Raw genomic sequence first — 21760 nt, 5'->3', positions numbered from 1 at the left:
TGCCTGACGCCCCCGACCTGCGGAATCCCACCACGGGCGCCCGGCCCGCCCACCCTCACCACCGGCGCCCGGCCGCCCGGCTCGCCATCCCCACGGCCGCCCGCCGTGCGCCCGTCCAGACTGCGCGCCCGTCCAGACCGCGCTCCCGGCCGGGCCGCGCGCGCCGCGAACCCGGCGTCTCGGCTCCGACGACCGGCCGGACCGCGTGCACGACCTCCTGACGCAGCGCCAATTGTCAGTGGTGCCCGGTTTACTGGACCGCATGAGCATCACGCAGCACCTCGCCGTCATCGACCGGCTGTGCTCCGAGGAGTTCCCGGCGGAGCCCGGCCGGTCGGACGTCGGCACGGCCGGACCGGGCTATCACGTCGCCGAGTTACGGACGAGTGCCGACTTCTGGGAGGACGACGGCACGCGGCGGGAGGAGGCCGAGGAGCAGTACGAGGCGGACCGGGACGCCCTGTCGGAGCGGCTGGCCGAACGCTGGGGCGCACCGGACGTGTTCAGCCTGTGGAGCGTTCTCGACCGGTCCATGGACGGCGAGGACCTGCCCGAGCCCTGGGCGGTGCTCAGCTCCCACGTCCCGGACGTGCACCTCTGGCGGGCCGACGGCCGCTGGGTGGCCCTCGGTGTCTCCCAGTGGGACAAGGAGCTGCCGTTCCAACTCGTCGCCCTGATAACGGAGATCGCCCCACCATGAGGCGCCGGCTCGCCGCGCCGACCCCCGCCGGTCAAGTCCTGCGCCCGTCAGTCCTCCGCCGCCACCCGCAGCCGCCCGAACTCCTCCGCCATCGTCGCCGCCGTCCAGTGCGCGTTCAGCCCGCTGGGATTGGGCAGCACCCACACACGCGAGGCCCCGATGGTCCGCTCCTGCGGCCCGACGGAGGCCTTGCGGTCGCCGAAGGCCGCCCGGTACGCGGTCACGCCGACCACCGCGAGCCAGCGCGGCCGGATCCGCTCGACCTTGGCGGTCAGCAGGCGCCCGCCCTCGACGTACTCCTCCGGCGTCAGCTCGTCGGCCCGCGCGGTGGCCCGCGCGACGACGTTCGTGATACCGAGCCCGTACGACGGCAACTCGCCCTGCTCCGACGGCTTGAGGAGCCGGGGCGTGAAGCCGGACAGATGCAGGACGGGCCAGAAGCGGTTGCCGGGGCGGGCGAAGTGGTGGCCGGTCGCCGCCGTCATCAGCCCCGGATTGATCCCGCAGAAAAGGACCCGGAGGCCGTCCGCGGTGACATCCGGCACCAGCCGGTCGCGGGCGGCCTCCAGTTCGGCCTGGGTGAAGCGGGTCAGAGGATCGCTCCGGGCGTGTAACCGGCGGCCTCGGGGCGCTGCTTGACGATCTCCTCGATCCGGCCGACGACGACGGCGACCTGGTCGGCCGCGGCACCCGTGAAGGAGAGCTTGTCGGCCATGAGCGCGTCGAGCTGGGCACGGTCCAGCGGGACGCGGTCGTCGGCGGCGAGCTTGTCGAGGAGCTCGTTGCGCTCGGCACCCTGCTCGCGCATCGCGAGGGCGGAGGCGACCGCGTTCTCCTTGATGGCCTCGTGCGCGACCTCACGGCCGACGCCCGCGCGCACCGCGCCCATCAGCACCTTGGTCGTGGCGAGGAAGGGCAGGTAGCGGTCCAGCTCGCGCGCGACGACGGCCGGGAACGCGCCGAACTCGTCGAGGACGGTCAGGAAGGTCTCCAGCAGACCGTCCAGCGCGAAGAAGGCGTCCGGCAGCGCGACCCGGCGCACCACCGAGCAGGACACGTCGCCCTCGTTCCACTGGTCGCCGGCCAGCTCGCCGGTCATCGAGGCGTAGCCGCGCAGGATGACCATGAGGCCGTTGACGCGCTCGCAGGAGCGGGTGTTCATCTTGTGCGGCATGGCGGACGAACCGACCTGACCGGGCTTGAAGCCCTCGGTCACCAGCTCGTGCCCGGCCATCAGCCGGATCGTCTTCGCCAGCGAGGACGGCGCCGCCGCCAGCTGCACCAGCGCGGTCACCACGTCGTAGTCCAGCGAGCGCGGGTAGACCTGGCCGACGGAGGTGAACGCCTGCGCGAAGCCGAGGTGCCCGGCGATCCGGTCCTCCAGCTCCGCCAGCTTGGCAGCGTCCCCGCCCAGCAGGTCCAGCATGTCCTGGGCCGTGCCCACCGGGCCCTTGATGCCGCGCAGCGGGTAGCGGCCGAGCAGCTCCTCGACGCGGCCGTACGCCACGAGCAGCTCGTCGGCGGCGGTCGCGAACCGCTTGCCGAGGGTGGTGGCCTGCGCGGCCACGTTGTGCGAGCGGCCGGCCATGACCAGCTCGCCGTACTCACCGGCCAGCTTGCCGAGGCGTGCCAGCACGGCCACCGTACGGTCGCGGACCAGCTCCAGGGAGAGCCTGATCTGCAGCTGCTCGACGTTCTCGGTGAGATCGCGGGACGTCATGCCCTTGTGCACGTGCTCGTGCCCGGCGAGGTCGTTGAACTCCTCGATCCGCGCCTTCACGTCGTGCCGCGTGACCTTCTCGCGCTCGGCGATGGAGGCCAGGTCGACGGTGTCGAGGACCCGCTCGTAGTCGGCGAGCGCCCCGTCCGGCACCTCGATGCCGAGGTCCTTCTGGGCCCGCAGCACGGCCAGCCAGAGCTGCCGCTCCAGCCTCACCTTCTGCTCGGGCGACCAGAGCGTGGCGAGCTCGGCGGAGGCGTAGCGTCCGGCGAGGACGTTCGGGATACGGGGCTTGGCTGGCGCAGAAGTCACGTGGACGGAGTTTACCCGGCGTCCAGAGCGCCACCGGAACGTCCACCCTGTCCAGAGTGCCCAGGTCGCGGGCGCTGTGGACAGGGGCGTTCTCCGAGGCCGTGAGACGAGCGCGAGACGTCGGCCGCTGCGGTCGGCCTCCGACGTGTTCCGGCACCCGGCGTACGCAAGGGTGTCGCGCTCGCTGCGGGTGCGAGGAGCGGCGACGGCGCGGCGCCGCAGATGAGTGACCTGCTGCCGGGGAATCCTTAGAGCAACCAATGGTTGCGCATGCCGGAGGGGTGGCGTACGGTAATGCGCAACCAAAGGTTGCACGAGGAGGGGAGTGGGATGGAGTACGGCAGCATCGAGCGGGAGATCCACGTCGAGGCCACGCCCGAGGTGGTCTACGAGGTCATCAGCAAGCCCGAACACCTGCGGGAGTGGTGGCCGGACGAAGCGGAACTCGAGCCGGTGCCCGGCGCCACCGGGGTCATCTCGTTCGGCGACAGGTCTACGCCGGAGGCGCAGGTCGCCCCGGTCACCGTGTTGGAGGCCGATCCGCCCCGGCGGTTCTCGTTCCGGTGGGTGTACGGCGAGGGTGAGGCCGCGACGCCGGCCAACTCGCTCCTGGTCACCTTCGAGCTGGTCCCGTCGGGTACGGGCACACTGCTGCGCTTCAGCGAGGAGGGGTTCCGGGAGAAGGGCTGGGAGGCGGCCGTGCTCGAGGAGCAGTACCGCGAGCACGTCAACGGCTGGGACTACTTCCTGCCCCGCCTCGTCACGTATGTCGCTCGGCTGGTGTCGACGCCATGAGCGTCATCATCGACGACGAGCTCTGGTCGGCGGTGGGGGACCCCGTCCGGCGGCGGATGCTCGACCTGCTGCTGGCGGGCGGCGGGACGGCAACCACGCTGAGCGAGCAGTTGCCGGTCACGCGGCAGGCGGTCGCCAAACACCTCGCCGTACTCGGCCGGGTCGGGCTGGTCCACGTCACGCCGTCCGGACGCGAGCGTCTCTACGAGGTGGACGAGGCCCAGTTCGCCCGCGCGGTCGCGCAGTTGTCGGCGGTCGGGGCCACCTGGGACGCCCGGCTGCGTCGCATCAAGCGGATCGCCGAAGCAATCCAGCGAAGCCAGGAGGGCTGACACCTCACGAACGCACGTCGCCGCATCCGTGGCGGCGCTGATGAACCGCCCGCATGCGGGCGGTTGCACGAGAAGGAGGTATCGAGATGGTGGACATCCTGCACAGGATCGGAGTCACGTCGTCTCCCGACGCCGTCTACGCGGCCTTGACCACGGTCGATGGGCTGGCGAGCTGGTGGACGGAGGAAACGGACGGTGACGGCAGGGTCGGGGGAGTGATCCGGTTCCGCTTCGAGCCCGGCGGGTTCGACATGAAGGTCCTGGAGGCTCAGCCCGCCGAACGCGTGCTCTGGGAGGTCGTCGACGGTCCCGAGGAGTGGATCGGCACGCGGATCCGCTTCGAGCTCAAGCAGGAGGACGGCTTCACGATCGTGTTGTTCCGGCACGAGGGCTGGAAGGAGCCGGTGGAGTTCATGTACCACTGCAGCACCAAGTGGGCGACCTTCCTGATGAGCCTCAAGAAGCTGGTCGAAACCGGCAAGGGTGAGCCGGCGCCGCACGACGTCAAGATCAGCAACTGGCACTAGACCTTGCCCGCCACGTACTGGCGGAAGCGAGCTCTTCGTCCGGAAGGCCGAGGCCGCCCGCGAAGAAGTCCTGGGCGACGTGTAGCGGCAGCGCCCATGAGTGGACGGTGGCCCCGAAGCCGGGTGGCCCCGAAGCCGGGTGGCCCAGGGGCCGCGGCCGCGTTCAGAGGCAGCTCTCCTCGAACTTGACCGCGGTGAGCTTCACTGGCTGCCCGTTCAGCTTCGTGCCCTTCGTCGGCGTCTGGGTGCATACCTTCCAGTTCGACTCGATGAGGATGAACCTGCCCTCGCCGGACGCGTCCTCCACGGTGAGCGAGGTGCTGGAATCGAGCGCGGCGCGGGCGGTGTTCACGGACGTGCCCGTGAAGTCGGGCATCCTTCCGCTGGCGGCCGACGGTTCGGTCTGGTCCTTGGCCGGGCAGTCCTCCTCCAGCTTCACGGCGCCGAAGTCCAACTCGGTGTCCGTCGACGTGCTGGTGCCGGCCTTGATGTTTTGGGAGCAGACCTTCCAGTGCCGGTCGAAGGCTTGCAGACGGCCACGGCCGAGGGAGTCGTGAGACTTCAGGCTGTGGAACCCGGCGTCTTGCGCTGTGTCCTGGGCGCTCTGGAGGCCCATGCCGACGAAGTTGGGGACGGTGGCCTTCTCGGTCTTCGGCTTGTCGTCGGCGACTGCGCTCTGCCTGCCGTCGGCGGCCGCGTTCGGGCTGCTGCTCGTGGCTGCGGATGGCGTGCCGGCGGGGTCGTTGCCGTCGATGGCGTTGCCGATGGCGCCGAGGACGAGTACGCCTGCGATGACGCTGCCGATGATTTTCCAGTTGGCCATGGTTGCCCCTGTTGTGCGGGTTGTCATGAGGAGGCAGCGTATGAGGGGTTACCGAGGCGCGTGGGGTGTGTGGCGGTTCCGTGACCTGAACGGGTGGGCGTGCAGGGTGGATGCGGCGGGTTTCGCCGCCCCGTTGTTTGGGCGATCCGCGCTGGTGCGCGCGGAAACGTGAGGACCCCCGGTCACCTGCCCGGCCGGGGGCCTCGTGTGCCTGAGTCTTTTCGGAGGAACCTATGAAGCCGGTTGCGCGGCCATCAGCCCCCGTCGACACCGCCGGCACCTGCGGCTTCCGGGCCCTCACCGCTCGTCGGCGAGCTCCGCCAGGATGTCCCCGTGGCACGGCTCGGGCGCGCACCAGCAGGCCAGCGTCCTGCCGCGCAGCTCCGGCACCAGGGCCATCAGTTCGGGGGCGGCCGTCAGGTACTCCCGGTACTTCGCCATCACCTCGGCCCGCGTCCCGTCGCGCTTCTTCTTCTCGGTGTCGTATTGGAACGGGTTGAAGAGCGGATGCTGCGGCAGGTCCCAGTGGCCCATGGTCCAGCGGCGGCCGATGTACACCAGGTCGCTGGGGGCGTACTCCAGCCGGGGGCCGAAGTCGCGGATGCGGCCCTTCAGGTTGATCACTGTCGTGGACACGCGTGCCTCCCGGTGCGGCGGCTCCCTACGCTACTGGGCCCTCGTACGGCAGCAACTCGGGCCGCTTGGCCGGCACGCCGTCGCCGGACGGTGTACCCATGGGGCAACTAGTGTTCTGAGTCGGGAATTCTGTTCAGATAACTGGCGAGGCGTTCGAGGATCTCGTCTGCGGTCTTCGTCCAGACGTAGGGCTTCGGGTCGGTGTTCCAGGCGGCGATCCAGTTGCGGATGTCCTTCTCCAGGGCTTGGACGGACCTGTGAACGCCGCGCCGTATCTGCTTGTTGGTCAGTTCGGCGAACCATCGCTCGACGAGGTTCAGCCAGGACGAGCCGGTCGGTGTGAAGTGCAGGTGGAAGCGGGGGTGGGCCGGCAGCCACTTCTTGATGGCGGGGGTCTTGTGGGTGGCGTAGTTGTCGCAGATGAGGTGGACATCCAGGTCGGCGGGCACCTCTTTGTCGAGCTTGGTGAGGAACTTCTTGAACTCCTCAGCCCGATGTCTGCGGTGCAGGGAGCCGATCACTTTGCCGGTGGCGACCTCGAGGGCGGCGAACAGGGTGGTGGTGCCGGCGCGGACGTGGTCGTGGGTCACCCGCTCGGGAACCCCGGGCATCATTGGCAGCACGGGCTGGGATCGGTCCAGGGCCTGGATCTGCGACTTCTCGTCGACGCAGAACACCAGGGCCCGCTCGGGCGGGTCCAGGTAAAGGCCGACGACATCGTGGACCTTGTCGACGAAGTACGGATCGGTCGACAGTTTGAAGGTCTCCGACCGGTGCGGCTGCAGGCCGAAGGCCCGCCAGATCCGTGAAACCGACGACTGCGAGAGGCCCGTCTCCTTCGCCATCGACCGCGTCGACCAGTGCGTTGCGTTCTTCGGAGTGGATTCCAGCGTCTTGGTGACTACCGCGGCAACCTGCTCGTCCGTCACGGTCCTTGGGCCGCCCGGACGCGGCATGTCACCCAGACCGGCGATCCGGTACTGCACGAACCGGGCCCGCCAGCGGCCCACCGCATGGGGTGTGGAACCGAGCTGAGCAGCCACGTCCTTGTTCGAGGCGCCCTCGGCGCAGGCCAGGATGATCCGACACCGCAACGCCCATGCCTGCGGCGTGGAACGTCGCCGCACCCACTCCTCGAGTGCGGCCCGTTCTTCGTCCGACAGTGTCAACTCGGCCTTCGGCCGCCCCGTCCGTGCCATGGAGCAAGCCTATACATCTGAACAGAATTCCCGACTCAGAACACTAGGGCGTGTTTCGGAAGTCCCTTCGTCGCCCGAAGGGCGGCTCTGCGGCGTCCGGTGCGGCGAGAGTGCGTGCCGGGCGTCGCAGAGCAGAAGGGACTTCCGAAACACGCCCTGGTCCGGAACGCGGGGGCGACAGCGAGGATCACCGCTCGTGCGGCCTCCGAACAGGCATGTTGCCCGGAATGCGGTGCCGGCTCAGCTCGGATGCCTGACCGGTACCGACGGCGGATCACCGATCTGGCCGTTGGCGGTTCGGGAGCGGCAGAACAGGAGCTGCTTCGGCGAGGTGCTCGTGAACGGGGATCGATCGTAGTCCCCGTAGCGCTGCGCGACGTCGAGACCGGCCAGCCGGCAGAGCGCCAGGAGTTCCTCGGGAAAGAAGCAGCGCATGCTGACCTTCTTGGTGCGTACGCACACGCCGTCGCGTAGGTAGTCCAGCGTGAAGCGCAGCACTTGCGCGGCGGCGTCGTAGCTGGTCGTCGCTCGCACGTCGAGCCTCGCCCCGTCCCGGTCCACGACCGACTTGTGGTGGTAGGGCGACTCGGGGAGCCGGCACAGCTTGGCCATGTCGGGGTTGAAGACGTCCAGGATCAGGGTCCCGCCTGGTCGCAGCACGTCTCGCGCCGAGGCGAGGAACGCGACCACGGAATCCAGGTCGTGCAGGTGCTGCATCGCGTTGGTTGCCGAGAACACCAGGGCGAAGCGCCTGTCGGAGCGGATGTCTCGGCAGTCCTGTTCCAGCCACTCGACTGGCAGTCGCTCGTCCTCGGCCCGCTGACGGGCACGCGCGAGCATCGAGGGCATGATGTCGAGCCCTGTGACCTCGACACCCGCCCGCGCGATCGGCAGGGTGATGCGCCCGGTTCCGCAGGCCACCTCCAGGACCGGACCGCCCGCCCGGACCGCTTGGTCGAGGAAGAACGGGATGTCGTGGGTGCGTGCGGTGAACTCCTGATCGTAGAAGTCCGCATCGTCGTATACGGCCAGGTCCTCCAGTGGCTTCATCGCGCCACCACCGGCGTCGGGCCGAAAGCGTCAGCAAGGCTGGTCAGGATGGAGCCGGACCAACTGCTCTCCCCGAACACGCTGACCGGCATGGCGAGTACGCCGCATTCACGCTGGAGCGTCTCCGCCGGGATTCCAACCGGGAAGAAATAGTTGCCGGGACACGTCCGGCTCGCCGTGGGAATCGCCCCGAGCACTTCGTCCGGCAACCGTTCGAACAGCCGCTCAGCCCGTGCGGCCAGTTCGTCGACGACCTGCCGGGGCACGTCGCTGTGCTCGGTCAGCAGACGGTCGGCGAGCCTCAGCTGTGCCGGCGTCGGCGGATCCGCCCGGAACGCTTCGGCCAATGCGGCGTGCGCCGGGCCCAGCAGGACCACGCCGAACGTGCGTGGCCACAGCCATCCCTTGGTGACCGAATGCAGCAGGACCGCACAACCGGTGTCCAGCAACCGCCGTGTGCCGGCGGCGAACGGGGCTCCCAGGTCGTAGACGCTGTCGATCAGCAGGCGGCGGCGTGGTGATTCCCGCAACCACGAAATCACCGAGGCGCACTCGGCGTCGGACAGGTAACGGCCGAGCGGCTTGCTGGGGTTGGCGAGCAGCAGGTATTCGGGCCGGTCGTCCGCCGGCGAGCTCGGCAGGGCCGGCGCCGGCAGCGTCGGATAGGACATGGGCGCCAGGCCCGCAGCGCGGGCCAGCTCGAAGTAGACCGGGTACACGTCACCGGGCAGCCACAACCGCGCGTGCACGGCGCGCAGCCAGTGGAACACCACACCGAGCCCGTGCCGGACCCCTCGACAGACCATGGCGTGGCCGGACCACTCTTCCGGCAGCTCGAAGCGCCGCAGCCAGGCACGGGCGAGATCGCACCGGTGCACCGTACTCATGTCGGTCGGCGGTTCCGGCCGCACCGGAGCAAGCGCCCGGTACACGTTGGTCTCGGCGGCGTCCAGAAGCGACGAGGAAGCACTGAGTTGCCGCTGCCGGAATTCCAGGAACTCCTCGAACCTCATGCCGCCGCGCCTTCCGGCACGATCTCGCTGGCCCGGTCTTCCAGGGAGGCGTAGCAGCGTCCGTCGGCCATGACGTTCCAGCTGCGTGCGATCCCGCTGGTGCGTTCCCAGAGCAGACTGGGCTCGGTGTAAGCGGCGATCCGCATCGGCCGTCCGTCCCAGCTGCCGTGGTAGACCGGCGCCCCCCAGGGCAGGCGGCTCGCCAGTTCGAAACCGTGCTGCTCGGCGAACCCGGTGACGAGGGACAGCGACACCTGGTGCTCTCGGCTCCAGACGTTGGCGGCGCGGTCGAAGTAGAGCGACTCGGTGCTGGTGGATACGTAGAGCTCTTTGAAGCAGACTTCCTCGACACCGAGAGCCGCGGCCCACGAAAGGTAGTCGGCGACCTCGGCCGCGTCGGCGACGCCGCCGTGCTGGAGTACACAGATCAACCTCATCCGCAGCCCCGGCCAGCGGTCACGTTCCACGCGCCAGGTGTCGACGACAGAGCTCACCGGCGTGCGCAGCATCATCAGCCGCTCGCTGACGGCGTCGTCCTGATGGTGCCGGGAGACCGCCAGCACGCTCAGGCCCGCCGTGCTGAGGGCTGCGAGGCGGTCGGCCCGATCAGCGTGCCGGCCTTTCGCCAGGGTGTGCGCGTTGGTGATCAGGACGACCTTCGGGAAGGCCGCCGAACAGGCGGACACCAGTCGCAGCTGCTGTTCGAACGGTATGAGCGTGGGCTCCCCGCCGCCGGTGATCACCGCACGCTCGGCACCCGCCGCACGGGCGCGCTCCAGCCACTGGGCGACCGCGTCCCACGGGACCCGTGCCGGTGCCTGGTCGCTGGAGATCGAAGCCGCGGAGAAGCAGAACGAACAGCGGGCCTGGCAGGCGGAGGCGACCGGCAGAAGCGACACCGAGCGCGGTCGCGTGTCGGCGTAGCGACGCAGTGCCGAACCGTGCAGGTGCAGGGAGGACGCCATCGCATCCTCGACGGTCGTCGGGCGCAGAGTGAACTCGTCGCCCGCTTGGTCGAGCTCGTGGACTGCTGACAACCGGATGCGAGCCTCGCGCAGTTCCATGCCGAGGCCGGTCGACACGTTGGGCACCAGCTTGTCGGGGTCCACCATGGTTTCCAGCACCAGCAGCCGGTCACCCGGAATGGCCAGACGGTCCAGCAGGCGTCGCGCCTTGCCGATGCCGATTCCCAACTCCGCACGGGTCAGCAGGTGGAACCGGTCGGGATAGGTACTTTCGGGAATCCCCGCCTTACCGTAAGCGAACGCGTACTTGTCGAAGCCCTTCGCGAAGTTCGACAGCACGATGACGTGGAAGCGCTGGTCGCCATGGTTCATCCCGTCATCATGCATGAACGGGCCCCAGACGACAGGGGCCGAACTGCAGGCGGAGCGCGGTGTCCCGATCCGATCCGTCGTCAACGACACGCCCCGCCCTGTCGCGGTCCACGACACGGCCACTGGTGACCTGGAGACCGTTGACCAGCCGGTGTGGCCGAGGACCTGCCCTTCGCCACGAGTACCCGATCGCACCCCGATGCCAAAGCTGACGGCGCCGCGATCGGTCTCCCGGAGCCCGCACGGCAGCCGGGCGGGCTCCGGGTCAGGGCCCCACCTGTCGCCAGTCCGTCACAGGGCCGGGGGTGGTGTGGTCCGCAGGGGTGACCCAGAAGGCTTTGCCCAGCTCGGCGTTGAACTGGGCGCCTGTCCGGCCGTCGCCCGAGGAGCGGCCCGTGAGGCGGCGGCCTATCCACGGCAGCAGGTACTGGCGGGCGAACCGCGCGTGGGCCACCTGGCGTGCGGTCCATCCGGGCGGTGGCGTCACGGGCATCGGCGTCCGCCACTCCGCGTCCTCCGCCTCGTAACCGAGTGCCTGCCAGACCGCCTCGGCGACCCGGCGGTGCCCGTCGGCCGTCAGATGCAGCCGGTCCACGTCCCACATGCGGGGGTCGCTCAGCGAAGGCGCGCCGTACAGGTCGACGACGAGGGCGCCGTGCCGGGCGGCCAGGCCGTCGACGCAGGCGAACAGTTCCTCCATGCGTGGCCGGAACCGCTCCAGGACAGGGCCCTGGCGGCCGGGGCTGCGCATCAGGACGAGCTGTTTGCAGGAGGGGGCGAGGCGCTCCACGGCCTCTTCCAGCAGTCCGGTCACCCGGCCCATGTCGCACTTCGGACGCAGGGTGTCGTTCAGGCCGCCGACCAGCGTGATCACGTCCGCCTCCATCGCGGACGCGACCTCCACCTGCTCGGCGACGATCTGCCCGATCAGCTTCCCGCGCACCGCGAGATTGGCGTACCGGAAGCCGGGCGTCTGCGCGGCCATGCGGCCCGCGAGGAGGTCCGCCCAGCCCCGGTACGTACCGTCGGGAAGGAGGTCGGACATGCCCTCGGTGAAGGAGTCGCCGACCGTGACAAGGCTGGAGTATGTGGGATTCGTCTGCATGGCGGAAACGATGCTAACGCGTTCACATACCCGTCGGTCGGTCGGCCTCCTCCACCTCGGACGTGACTCGGACATGACTCGGGCGGCACACGGACGGGACTCGGGCGGGACCGCGGACGGGCTCGGACGGGACCTCGGACGGACCTCGGACGGACCTCGGACGAGTCAGACGGATGGCTGCCCGAGCAGCTCCCGCAGCACGTCCTCCATGGTCACGATGCCCGCGAGCCGGCCGTCCTCGCCCAGCACGGCCGCCAGGTGCGTCCGGCTGCGGCGCATCGCGGTGAGCACGTCGTCCAGCGGTGTGGTCTCCCGGACCCGGGCGATGGACCGCATGTCCCGCACGGAGAACGGCACGTCGCGCGGGGCCGCGTCCAGCGCGTCCTTCACATGGAGATAGCCCACGATCCGGCGTCCCTCGTCGACCACGGGGAAACGGGAGAACCCGGACTCGGCCGACAGTCGCTCCAGTTCCTCCGGGGTGACGCCCATGCCCGCGTAGACGACCCGCTCCAGCGGGAGCACGACGTCGCGCACGGGCCGGCGGCCCAGCTCCAGGGCGTCGCGCAGCCGCTCCTGCGCGCGGTCGTCGATGAGTCCGGCCTCGCTGGAGTCCCGGACCAGACGGGCGAGTTCGGTGTCCGAGAAGGTCGCTGTGACCTCGTCCTTCGTCTCGATCCGCATCAGCTTCAGCAGCGCGTTCGCGAAGGCGTTGACCGTGAAGATCACCGGGCGCAGTGCTCGCGACAGCGCCACCAGCGGCGGGCCGAGCAGCAGGGCGCTGCGCACCGGCTCCGCGAGGGCGATGTTCTTCGGCACCATCTCGCCGAGCAGCATGTGCAGATAGGTGGCGAGCGCCAGAGCGATCACGAAGGACACCACGTGCCCCGCGCCCTCCGGCACACCCACCGCGTGGAACAACGGCTGCAGCAGATGCTCGATCGCGGGCTCCGCGACCACACCGAGGACCAGGGTGCACAGTGTGATGCCGAGCTGCGCGGCCGCCATCAGCGCGGACACGTGCTGCAGACCCCACAGCACGCTGCGCGCCCGCCGGTCGCCCTGTTCGGCGTACGGTTCGATTTGGCTGCGGCGCACCGAGATCAGGGCGAACTCGGCGCCCACGAAGAAGGCGTTGACGACCAGCGTCGCGAAACCGATCAGCAGCTGGACGGCGGTCATCGGGTCTCCTCCTCGTGCTTCTCGTGCTCCTCGTGCTTGTCGTTCTTGTCGCGCTTCTCGCGTTTCCCGTCTTCTTCGTGCTCCTCGTCGGACGCGGCCGGCGCGTGCAGCAGCACCCGCGCGGCCCGGCGGCCTGCGGCGTCCACCACGTCGAGCCGCCAGCCGACGACCTCGACGGTGTCGCCGACGGCCGGAATACGGCCCAGCTCGGTGGCGATCAGGCCCGCGAGCGTCTCGTACGGCCCCTCGGGTGTCCGCAGGCCCACGCGGGCCAGCTGGTCGGTGCGGGCCGAGCCGTCGGCCGAGTAGAGCTCCCGGCCGTGCTCGTCGGTGCCGACGGGGGCCAGGTCGGGTGTCTCGTGCGGGTCGTGCTCGTCCCGTACCTCGCCGACGACCTCCTCGACGATGTCCTCCAGGGTCACGACGCCGGCGGTCCCGCCGTACTCGTCGATGACGACGGCCATGGTGCGCTTGCCCGAGAGCCGGTCCAGGACCCGGTCGACGGTCAGTGACTCGGGGACGAGGAGCGGCTCGCGCAGCAGCTCCGCCACGGAGGTGCGCAGCCGGCGCTCGGCGGGCACGGCGAGGACGTCCTTGATGTGCACGGTGCCGACGACGGAGTCCAGGCTGCCGCGGTAGACGGGGAAGCGGGACAGGCCGGTGGCCCGGGTCGCGTTCGCCACGTCCTCGCAGGTCGCCTGTGCTTCGAGGGCGATGACCTGGACGCGCGGGGTCATCACGTTCTCCGCGGTCAGATCGGCGAGGTTCAGCGTCCGCACGAACAGCTCGGCGGTGTCCTCCTCCAGGGCGCCCTCCCTGGCCGAGTGCCGGGCGAGTGCCGCCAGCTCCTGGGGGCCGCGCGCGGAGGCCAGCTCCTCGGCGGGCTCGATGCCGAAGAGGCGCACGAGACGGTTGGCGGTGTTGTTGAGGTGGGAGATGAAGGGCCGGAACGCGGCGCTGAACCAGCGCTGCGGGGTCGCCACCTTCTTCGCCACCGGCAGCGGGGCGGAGATCGCCCAGTTCTTGGGCACCAGCTCGCCGACGACCATCAGCACGATCGTCGACAGGGCCGTACCGATCACGAGCGCCACCGAGCTCGACGCGGAAGCCGGCACGCCGACCGCCTCCAGCGGGCCCGCGATGAGCTTGGCGATGGACGGCTCGGCGAGCATGCCGACCACCAGGTTGGTGACGGTGATGCCGAGCTGGGCGCCGGAGAGCTGGAACGTCAGGTTCCGTACGGCCTTGAGGGCGCCGGCGGCGCCCCGCTCGCCGCGCTCCGCCGCCCGCTCCAGCCGGCCGCGGTCGACCGTGGTCAGGGAGAACTCGGCGGCGACGAAGGCACCACAGATCAGCGAGAGCAGCACCGCCACCAGAAGGAGGAGCACTTCGGTCATCGGGTCACCTCCGTCCCATGGTCGGACAGGGGCGGGAGGATCGCGCGATGTCGTCCACCGGCTCGGGTACGGGGTGTACCGGGTCGGGTACTGGGAGGCTCGCCCATGGGCGGACGCTCACAACCTTTCCGTAGAGGTTCACTGGTCCACCCATGGTAAAGGATCGGCAAAGCGCCTTCCTGTCGCCTCCGAGCTCTCCGGGCCCTCAGCCCCCGAGCGGCTTCACCCACCGCCGCCACTTCTCCTCGGGTGCGTACCCGGCCGCCCGCCACGCATGTTGGGCCGTTTCGTTGCGGACGAGCACCATCGCGTCGCCACGTCGCCCGCCGAGCCGTACGAACCGCTCCTCGGCCGCGGTGAGCAGCGCCGAGCCGATGCCCCTGCGCCGCCGCCCGGGGTGCACCGCGAGCCGGTACAGATGGCACCGCCAGCCGTCGAAGCCGGCGATGACCGTGCCCACCAGTTCGCCGTCCAGCTCGGCGAGGATCAGCGTCTCGGGGTCACGGGCCACCAGCCGCTCGACGCCCTCGCGGTCGTCGCTGATGCTCGTGCCCTCCGCGGCCGCCTTCCAGAAGGCGAGGACGGTGTCGAGGTCGTCGGGCGTCGCGGCCCGGATGCGCAGGTCGGTCATGGGCCGATCCCACCACGGGGGGCGGACGGGGGCCTGGAATTCCAGGATCCGGACCGGGGTCCCGCGGTGGCGGACCGACCGGTCCCGCACCCGACCTCGCGCCGGCGCATGTCATCTGCCGTGCAGCGCCTCGACTACCTTCGCGAAAGCCTCCATGTTCGGCTCCAGAACCGTCAGATACGAGAATCCGTACCGCTCCCGCTGCGCCAGCACCTGGTCGACGATCTCCTCCAGCGTCCCCACGAGGACCAGCGGCAGCTGGAGGGCCTGCTCCTCGCTCAGGTTCGGGAGGTGGCTGAGCCACGGCCGAACGGCGGCGCCGCGGTCCTCGGTGAGCTCGACGATCTGGACCAGCAGGTTGAGCTCGGCGGGTTCCTTCCGCCCGGCGGCGAACTCCTGGTAGCGGCCGACCCGTTCATCGAGTTCCTCGGCGGTCAGTGGTTCCAGCTTGCCGTCGGCCACCGTCCGCGCGCCCGTGAACGCCGCGATGTCCGCGTGCTCGGCGGTGATCCGCAGCATCCGGTCGCCGTTGGCGCCGATGAGCAGCGGCATCCGGGGCCGCTGAGCCGGACGCGGCACGGGGGTCTCCCCGCTCGAACGCAGTCCAGAGTGGGGGAGCTCATCGGAGCCGAGGAGCCGGTCCAACTCCTCGACCGTGCGCAGCAGATGGTCGACCCGCTCGCCCGGCGACCCCCAGGGCAGCCCCGCCTTCTCGTGCTCGGCCGGTACGTACCCGGTGCCGAGCCCCAGCTCCAGGCGTCCGCCGGTCAGCGCGTCCGTGGTGGCCACCTCACGTGCCAGCAGCGTCGGGTTCCAGAACCCCGCGTTCAGCACGAACGTGCCGAGCCGTGGCCGTTCGGTGGCCTCCGCCGCGGCGACCAGGGACGGGAACGGGGCCGGCATGCCCAGATGGTCGGGGACCAGGATCACGTCGTAGCCGAGCTGTTCGGCGCGGCGACACTTCGCGCGCCACTGCCCGGCTGACGTGGGGCTGAGCAGATTGACTCCGAAACGGAACGGGCGCGGCATGAACTCTCCTCACCTGTAAGGGACTTGAGCCGACATCCCGTCGAGTACATCACTCGTGCGCGATGGCCGCCAGCACGTTCATCCGGGATGCGCGCAGCGCGGGCAGCAGCGCCGCCACGACGCCCACCACCGCCGAGCCGATCACCACGGCGACGACCGTGCCCCACGGGATCGCCAGCGCCTTCATGCCCTGGAGTGCCAGCACCTGCTGCACGCACACCCCCCAGACCAGCCCCAGCGCGAGCCCGAGGACCGCCCCGAACACGGCGATCACCACCGACTCCAGCCGGATCATCCGCCGCAACTGCCGTCGGCCCAGCCCGATCGCGCGCAGCAGCCCGATCTCCCGGGTGCGCTCGACCACCGACAGGGCGAGGGTGTTGACCACGCCGAGCACCGCGATGACGATCGCGAGGCCGAGCAACGCGTAGACCAGATAGAGGAGTACGGCGATCTGGTTGCGGATCAGCTCCTTGTAGTCGGCCTGGTCACGGGCCTGTACCTGCGGATACGCGTCCAGTGTCCGTTCCAGGTTCGCGCGCAGTTCGTCGGCGTCGACGCCGGAGCCGGCGTTCACGTACAGCGCCGAGTCCTGGCCCTCGGGCACGTACTTCTCGATGGTGCCCATCCCGAAGTACAGCCCGCCCCGCACCCCGAAGCCGTCGGCGGTGTCCTGGTCGGTGAGCGCGGCCACCTTCAGCTCGGCGTTCTTCCCGGCCGGGAACCGGACGGGGATCGTGCTGCCCACCCTCACGTCGTGCTCCCGCGCGAACTCCACGTCCATGGCGATGGATCCGTCCGCCAGCGCGGCGGCGCTGTCGCCCTGGGCGTAGGTGACGTTCGCGACCTCGTCGAGCCGCGGGTCGTAGGCCGCGGCGGTCGTCTCGACCCGCTCGCCGTCGGGCAGCCGTACCTCGACCGGGGTGAACCGCTGCCGTACGACGAGGCCGGCGCCGTCCGTGGCGCGGACCTTGTCGGTGACCTCGGGCGGGAACGGCAGGAAGTTCTGGTTCTGGATGACGAAGTCGGCGCCGAGCGTGTTGTCGATCTCGTCGTCGAAGGACTTGGTCATCGAGGCGCTGGCCACGGACATCCCGCCGACCAGCGCGATCCCCACCATCAGCGCGGCGGCGGTCGCCCCGGTCCGGCGCGGGTTGCGCAGGGCGTTGCGCTGGCTCATCCGGCCGACGGAGCCGAACAGCGCGGGAAAGGCGCCGCCCAGGACCCGGATCACCGGCCGTACGAGCAGCGGTCCCGCGATGACCGTCGCGACGAGGGTGAGGACCACGCCGAGGCCGAGCAGGGAGGCCGCCGAACCCGTGTCCGACGACACCGCGCACCCCACGAGCGCGGCGGCACCGGCCGCCCCCACGATCCCGCCGACCACCGCGCGTACCTTCAGCGGTCGCCCCACTCCGGCGATCTCGGCGTCCGAGAGCGCCGCCATCGGCGACACGGTCGACGCCCGTCGCGCGGGCAGATAGGCCGCGACGAAGGTGACGCCGAGCCCGACGACGTATGCCGCGACCGGCGTGCCCACGCCGATCACCATCTCGGTCGACTTCAGGTTCATTCCGAAGGCGCCCATGAGCTCGATCAGCCCGAAGGCCAGCCCGATTCCCGCGGCGAGGCCGAGCGTCGACCCGACGAGGCCGAGGAGCGCCGCCTCGGTGAGCACCGACCGCCGCACCTGCCGCCGGTCGGCGCCCAGCGCCCGCAACAGGCCGAGTTCGCGGGTGCGTTGGGCGATGAGCATGGAGAAGGTGTTGACGATGAGGAATATCCCGACAAGCGTGGCGATCCCGGCGAAGCCGAGCATCACGTACTTGATGACGTCGAGGAATCCGCCGAGCGAGGCCGCGGCCGACTCGGCCTGTTCGTCGGCGGTCTGGTAGTCGTACGCCGTCGGCCCCAGCGCGTCGGCGATCCGCCGCTTGAGCTGGTCGTCGCTCACACCGGGCTCGGCGGTCACCGAGATGGTCGTGGCGGCGTCGGGGTCGCCCAGCAGCTCGGTCTGCGCAGCCCGGGTGTCGAGGAAGACCAGCGCGGCACCGGGGTTGGTGGTGGTGAAGGTGGCGATGCCGACGATTTCCACCTTGAAGGAGCCCGGCTGGGCGAGCACCGTCAGGGTGTCGCCGATCCGCACGTCCTTGTTCTTCGCGGTGTCCGCGTCGAGCAGCGCCTGGCCGGGGCCCTGCGGTGCGTGTCCGCTGGTCAGCTCCACCGGGCTGCGGTCGGTGAGGTACCAGTTGGTGGCGATGGTGGGGGCGCCCGTCGTCGGGCCCACCGACTCGTTCTCGCTGTCGACGACCGTGACGTTCTCCACGGCCGCGTCCACATGGGTGTCCGCGACGCCGTCGACGCCCGCGATCCGCCCCGCGAGCGAGGCGGGCACGGTCTCGACCGCCCCGGTCGGCAGCTGCCCCGTCAGATCGTCGTCCTTCGGGCCCACCGTCACATCGGCCGAGGTGGAGGCGAAGAGCCGGTCGAAGGTACGGGTGACCGTGTCCGAGAAGATGAGGCTGCCCGCGACGAACGCCACGGACAGGACGATCGCCAGCGCCGAGAGCAGCAGCCGCCCCTTGTGCGCGAGGAAACTCCGCAGGGTCGCCTTGAGCACGGTCTCAGTCCTTGTCGAGGTCGATGGACTCGCCGGTGGGCCCGTCGGCCGGTGCACCGGTGGGGGCGCTCTCGCCGTCGAACGTCGCCCGGATCGTGTCGAACCGCTTCATGCGTTCCAGGACGGCCTCGGCCGTGGGCCGCTCCATGCGGTCCACGATCCGGCCGTCGGCGAGGAAGAGCACCAGGTCGGAGTGGGCGGCGGCGCCCGGGTCGTGGGTGACCATGACGACCGTCTGGCCCAGTTGGTCGACCGCCTCGCGCAGGAAGCCCAGTACTTCGAGCCCGGCGCGGGAGTCGAGGTTGCCCGTCGGCTCGTCGGCGAAGATCAGCTCGGGCCGGGAGGCGAGCGCGCGGGCACAGGCGACGCGCTGCTGCTGGCCGCCGGAGAGCTGGGACGGCCGGTGCCTGAGCCGGTCCCGCAGCCCGAGGGTGTCGATGACCTGGTCCAGCCACTTCTCGTCGGGCTTCTTGCCCGCGATGTCCATGGGCAGGGTGATGTTCTCGGCCGCGTTCAGCGTGGGGATCAGGTTGAAGGACTGGAACATGAAGCCGATCCGGTCCCGGCGCAGCCGCGTCAGATCGCGGTCCTTGAGGCCGGTGATCTCGGTGTCCCCGAGCCACACCTGTCCGGCCGAGACGGTGTCGAGCCCCGCCAGACAGTGCATCAGCGTGGACTTCCCCGAGCCCGAGGGGCCCATGACCGCGGTGAAGCGGCCGCGCGCGATGTCCACGTCGACCGAGTCGAGGGCGAGCACCGTCGTCTCGCCCGAGCCGTACGCCTTCGTCAGGCCCCGGGCGCGGGCGGCGATGCCGTCGGCTTCCGCGCGGCCGAGGGTGTGCTCAGCGGCAGCAGTGGACAAAACGGCCTCCAGGCTCGAACCAGTTCGAATTCCGGGCGTTTCCCGGCCGAGCCTAGTGTGACTCAGGGCACAGCAGGAATCCCCCCGAAGTCCGAGGCCGTCTCCGTCGCAGGTCGGGCATCCGGTATCGATGTAAGGGGCACGCAAGGTGGGGTCTCGGGGGCGGCGCGGACGGCGCACTCGGGGTATCGGGGGAAAGGCGCCCTTGCCTCGCTAGCACTCCGGCGCTAGCGTCGAGTCATGGCCAAGACTCAGCTGAATGTCCGGGTGGACGAGGACACGGCCCGAGCGGCCCGTGAACGAGCCCTGGAGCGCGGGATGAGTGTGAACCGGTACATCGAGGAGTTGGTCCGGCAGGACGCCGGCGAAGCGGGCCACACCTTCGTCGAGTCCGCCGCCGACTTCATGAAGCAGTACGAGGCGGTCTTCGTCGAGGAGTTCGGCGCGGAGCTCGAAGGCCGGCGCGAGGGACGTCACTGATCCCTTGAGCCAGCTCAGAATCGACCTCGCCTGGCTCCTGATGGTCGCCGAACAGAAGACGCCCGGAGACCCCCAGGTCACCGACTGGGGCGCCCTCGTCGCGGCCGTCGCCCGGCACGAGGCCGAGATCTTCGACGTCCCCGTCTACGACACCCCGCACGCCCGGGCCGCCGCGCTCCTCCAACTGCTCATGCACGTCCCCGCGTTGGAGCGTTCCAACGCGCTGTTCGCCTCCGCCGTCGCCTACGGCTACCTGGTGGCCAGCGGCGTCAAGGTCGTCACCTCCGCCGAGCAGGTGCGCGAACTGGCCAGACTGGTCAAGAGCGGCGAGGCCACCGTGCACGCCATCACGCGGGAGCTGCGCCAGTGGAGCCTGTGAGGCGGGCCCCGCACACGCGTCAGCTCTCGCCGTCGCCGAGTTCGGGACGTCGCGCCCGGCCCACCACACAGTAGGAACTGGGCAGCCGCGGCCCGTTCTCGGGCACCAGGACCTCCCGGACCGTCCCGATCTCGAACCTGGCGGCCCGGATGGCGCCGACCGGGTCGCGGGACACATGGCAGCCGCCGAACAGCAGCGGCCACACCGAGGCGTCCAGCGCCCGCTGGGCCGTCCGCATGGCCCGTCCGCCGCCCCGGCCGTGCTCGAAGAACCGCAGCTCACCGCCGGGACGCAACACCCGGCGCACCTCGCTCAGCGAGCGCCGTACGTCCCGCACACTGCACAGCACCAGCGACACGACGGCCGCGTCGAACCCCTCGCTCTTGACCGGCAGCGCCTCCGCCGCGCCCGGCACCACGTCCACGGGCACCTCGGCGCGCAGGGCGGCCTCCAGGGCCAACTGCCGCAGGGAGTGCTCCGGCTCGATCGCCACCACCTCCGAGACCGTGCTCGGGAAGCGCGCGAAGTTCAGCCCGTTTCCGGCGCCGATCTCGATGACCCGGCCCGAGAGCCCGGCGAGCAGTTCGTCGCGCAGAGGGCCGATCCTCGGCTCCGCCGACACGCTCAGTCTTGCGTAGAACCGGGCGAAGAGGGGGTGGTGCACGGCGTCCTTCGCGGCGCGGGCGCGGGCCATGAGGACCTCCCGAAGCGGACGGCAGATACCGCGATTGTCCCCCGGGAAGCACCGGCTCACCCGTCGCGGCCCGGAGTGGGAACGGCTCACCCGTCGCGGCCCGGAGCGGGAACGGCTCACCCGCCGCGCGGCCCTGGGGAGGAGGCCGCGCGACGGGCACGGGACGTTCGAGTGCTGAGCCGGGAGGGTCAGGCGATGAAGGCCCGGACCTGCTCGTAGATCCCCTCGTCGTTGTTCATCTCGTTGTGCGCGACGCAGCCGACCTCGACGTTCGTCGCGCCGCTGAGGATCGCGGACGTGTCCGGGGTGAGCGCGTCGTCGCAGTTCGACCAGTAGCTGGCGTACGACACACTGCCCGGTGTCTCGTCACCGGAGTTCAGCGCGGTCAGGAACGAGCTGCCGGTGTACATCTCGCCACAGGACGTGTAGAGCCACCGGCACCAGCCGGCGACGGTCGTCCCGTGGTTCACGCCGGCCGTGGAGACGAAGTCGTCCACGTACGCCGTTCCGCCCAGGTTCTTGAGGTAGTAGCGGGAGCTGAGCGCGCCCATCGAGTGGACGACCACGTCGACCTTGGAGGCGCCCGTCGCGGCGCGCACACTCTCGATCTTCGTCTTGAGCTGCGCGGCCGTCGTGACGTTGGACTGGCCCCAGTCGTAGGACCAGGAGTACAGCTCCGAGGACGTGTAGCCGTCGGCCTTGAAGTACGAGATCCAGTCGTCCCAGGTGCCGGACGAACTGCTCAGACCGTGTACGAAGACGACGGGGTTGTGGGTCGCGGCCTGAGCGGAAGGCGCGGAGAAGGTGAGCGACAGAAGGAGCGTGGTGGTCACGGTCCCGAGGGCCGTGGCGATACGGCGCATGCGGCGCTGCATGGTGCCTCCTGAAACGGGTGGGGTTCGTTCGGAGTGTCAGGGGGGTCTACGCGCGCCGCATC

23 protein-coding genes are annotated in these 21760 nt (G+C 70.2%); 6 read left to right on the top strand and 17 right to left on the bottom strand.

Going from position 1 to position 21760, the window contains the following annotated elements; genetic code table 11:
* The first annotated feature begins 262 nt into the window (after positions 1-262).
* Positions 263-700, top strand: a complete 438-nt coding sequence (locus OG272_RS07400; protein WP_327730727.1) for a hypothetical protein — start codon at positions 263-265, stop codon at positions 698-700.
* A gap of 47 nt (positions 701-747) precedes the next feature.
* Here the strand turns inward: OG272_RS07400 and mug are convergent, their stop codons facing one another.
* Together mug and purB are read right to left on the bottom strand one after the other, a co-directional pair.
* On the bottom strand, positions 748-1293 hold the full coding sequence (mug, locus tag OG272_RS07395) for a G/U mismatch-specific DNA glycosylase (protein WP_326585919.1): 546 nt from the start codon (positions 1291-1293) through the stop codon (positions 748-750).
* Entirely contained in the window at positions 1290-2732 is a 1443-nt protein-coding gene (purB, locus tag OG272_RS07390; protein WP_327730728.1) for an adenylosuccinate lyase, read from the bottom strand. The genes mug and purB overlap by 4 nt, the downstream gene beginning before the upstream one ends.
* 330 nt (positions 2733-3062) lie before the next feature.
* On the opposite strand from purB, the gene OG272_RS07385 reads away from it, so the two are divergent.
* From OG272_RS07385 to OG272_RS07375, 3 genes are all read left to right on the top strand, one after another.
* Positions 3063-3527 carry an SRPBCC family protein gene (locus OG272_RS07385; RefSeq protein ID WP_327730729.1) on the top strand — a complete coding sequence of 155 codons (465 nt, stop codon included), beginning with the start codon at positions 3063-3065 and terminating at the stop codon, positions 3525-3527.
* Positions 3524-3859 carry a metalloregulator ArsR/SmtB family transcription factor gene (locus OG272_RS07380; RefSeq protein WP_326584307.1) on the top strand — a complete coding sequence of 112 codons (336 nt, stop codon included), beginning with the start codon at positions 3524-3526 and terminating at the stop codon, positions 3857-3859. Before OG272_RS07385 ends, OG272_RS07380 begins: the two co-directional genes overlap by 4 nt.
* Before the next feature lie 86 nt (positions 3860-3945).
* Positions 3946-4386: an SRPBCC domain-containing protein gene (locus tag OG272_RS07375; protein ID WP_405892925.1), complete on the top strand. Its 441-nt coding sequence runs from the start codon at positions 3946-3948 to the stop codon at positions 4384-4386.
* A gap of 163 nt (positions 4387-4549) precedes the next feature.
* Here OG272_RS07375 and OG272_RS07370 read toward each other — a convergent pair whose 3' ends face one another.
* The 13 genes from OG272_RS07370 to OG272_RS07310 form a co-directional block, all read right to left on the bottom strand.
* The gene (locus tag OG272_RS07370; RefSeq protein ID WP_327730731.1) at positions 4550-5209 is read right to left on the bottom strand and encodes a PASTA domain-containing protein; all 660 of its coding nucleotides are present in this window, start codon (positions 5207-5209) and stop codon (positions 4550-4552) included.
* A gap of 297 nt (positions 5210-5506) precedes the next feature.
* Complete coding sequence (locus tag OG272_RS07365) at positions 5507-5845, bottom strand: DUF4326 domain-containing protein (RefSeq protein WP_327730732.1); 339 nt, start codon at positions 5843-5845, stop codon at positions 5507-5509.
* Positions 5846-5952: 107 nt separating this feature from the next.
* Positions 5953-7044, bottom strand: coding sequence for an IS630 family transposase (locus tag OG272_RS07360; protein WP_327727918.1), 1092 nt, complete (start codon positions 7042-7044; stop codon positions 5953-5955).
* A 240-nt stretch (positions 7045-7284) separates the two neighbouring features.
* Positions 7285-8094: a methyltransferase domain-containing protein gene (locus OG272_RS07355; protein WP_327730734.1), complete on the bottom strand. Its 810-nt coding sequence runs from the start codon at positions 8092-8094 to the stop codon at positions 7285-7287.
* A complete protein-coding gene (locus OG272_RS07350; protein WP_327730735.1) occupies positions 8091-9107 on the bottom strand; it encodes an aminotransferase class I/II-fold pyridoxal phosphate-dependent enzyme in 1017 nt (338 codons plus the stop codon). The genes OG272_RS07355 and OG272_RS07350 overlap by 4 nt, the downstream gene beginning before the upstream one ends.
* Complete coding sequence (locus OG272_RS07345) at positions 9104-10444, bottom strand: radical SAM protein (protein ID WP_405892922.1); 1341 nt, start codon at positions 10442-10444, stop codon at positions 9104-9106. The genes OG272_RS07350 and OG272_RS07345 overlap by 4 nt, the downstream gene beginning before the upstream one ends.
* A 265-nt stretch (positions 10445-10709) precedes the next feature.
* Complete coding sequence (locus OG272_RS07340; protein WP_405892921.1) at positions 10710-11549, bottom strand: SGNH/GDSL hydrolase family protein; 840 nt, start codon at positions 11547-11549, stop codon at positions 10710-10712.
* A gap of 165 nt (positions 11550-11714) precedes the next feature.
* Positions 11715-12731 carry a hemolysin family protein gene (locus OG272_RS07335; RefSeq protein ID WP_326584315.1) on the bottom strand — a complete coding sequence of 339 codons (1017 nt, stop codon included), beginning with the start codon at positions 12729-12731 and terminating at the stop codon, positions 11715-11717.
* Positions 12728-14128, bottom strand: a complete 1401-nt coding sequence (locus OG272_RS07330; RefSeq protein ID WP_327730738.1) for a hemolysin family protein — start codon at positions 14126-14128, stop codon at positions 12728-12730. The genes OG272_RS07335 and OG272_RS07330 overlap by 4 nt, the downstream gene beginning before the upstream one ends.
* A 205-nt stretch (positions 14129-14333) precedes the next feature.
* Entirely contained in the window at positions 14334-14759 is a 426-nt protein-coding gene (locus OG272_RS07325; RefSeq protein ID WP_405892919.1) for a GNAT family N-acetyltransferase, read from the bottom strand.
* A 111-nt stretch (positions 14760-14870) separates the two neighbouring features.
* Positions 14871-15788 carry an LLM class F420-dependent oxidoreductase gene (locus OG272_RS07320; protein WP_405892918.1) on the bottom strand — a complete coding sequence of 306 codons (918 nt, stop codon included), beginning with the start codon at positions 15786-15788 and terminating at the stop codon, positions 14871-14873.
* Positions 15789-15837: 49 nt separating this feature from the next.
* Entirely contained in the window at positions 15838-18408 is a 2571-nt protein-coding gene (locus OG272_RS07315) for an FtsX-like permease family protein (RefSeq protein WP_328222560.1), read from the bottom strand.
* A 4-nt stretch (positions 18409-18412) separates the two neighbouring features.
* The gene (locus OG272_RS07310; protein ID WP_326584320.1) at positions 18413-19270 is read right to left on the bottom strand and encodes an ABC transporter ATP-binding protein; all 858 of its coding nucleotides are present in this window, start codon (positions 19268-19270) and stop codon (positions 18413-18415) included.
* A gap of 240 nt (positions 19271-19510) precedes the next feature.
* On the opposite strand from OG272_RS07310, the gene OG272_RS07305 reads away from it, so the two are divergent.
* Positions 19511-19750 (top strand): toxin-antitoxin system HicB family antitoxin, encoded by a 240-nt coding sequence (locus OG272_RS07305; protein WP_326584321.1) that lies wholly within the window; start codon positions 19511-19513, stop codon positions 19748-19750.
* Positions 19751-19754: 4 nt separating this feature from the next.
* Complete coding sequence (locus OG272_RS07300; RefSeq protein WP_326584322.1) at positions 19755-20129, top strand: fic family toxin-antitoxin system, toxin component; 375 nt, start codon at positions 19755-19757, stop codon at positions 20127-20129.
* A gap of 19 nt (positions 20130-20148) precedes the next feature.
* Here OG272_RS07300 and OG272_RS07295 read toward each other — a convergent pair whose 3' ends face one another.
* Both OG272_RS07295 and OG272_RS07290 read right to left on the bottom strand, forming a co-directional pair.
* A complete protein-coding gene (locus OG272_RS07295) occupies positions 20149-20823 on the bottom strand; it encodes a class I SAM-dependent methyltransferase (RefSeq protein ID WP_405892917.1) in 675 nt (224 codons plus the stop codon).
* A 188-nt stretch (positions 20824-21011) separates the two neighbouring features.
* Entirely contained in the window at positions 21012-21698 is a 687-nt protein-coding gene (locus OG272_RS07290) for an alpha/beta fold hydrolase (RefSeq protein WP_326584324.1), read from the bottom strand.
* Between the last annotated feature and the right edge of the window lie 62 nt (positions 21699-21760).

The sequence above is a fragment of the Streptomyces sp. NBC_00104 genome, from assembly GCF_045160825.1.
Classification (GTDB): domain Bacteria; phylum Actinomycetota; class Actinomycetes; order Streptomycetales; family Streptomycetaceae; genus Streptomyces.
Note: the sequence above shows the minus strand (reverse complement) of the source record. Positions and strands in the feature narration are given on the sequence as shown.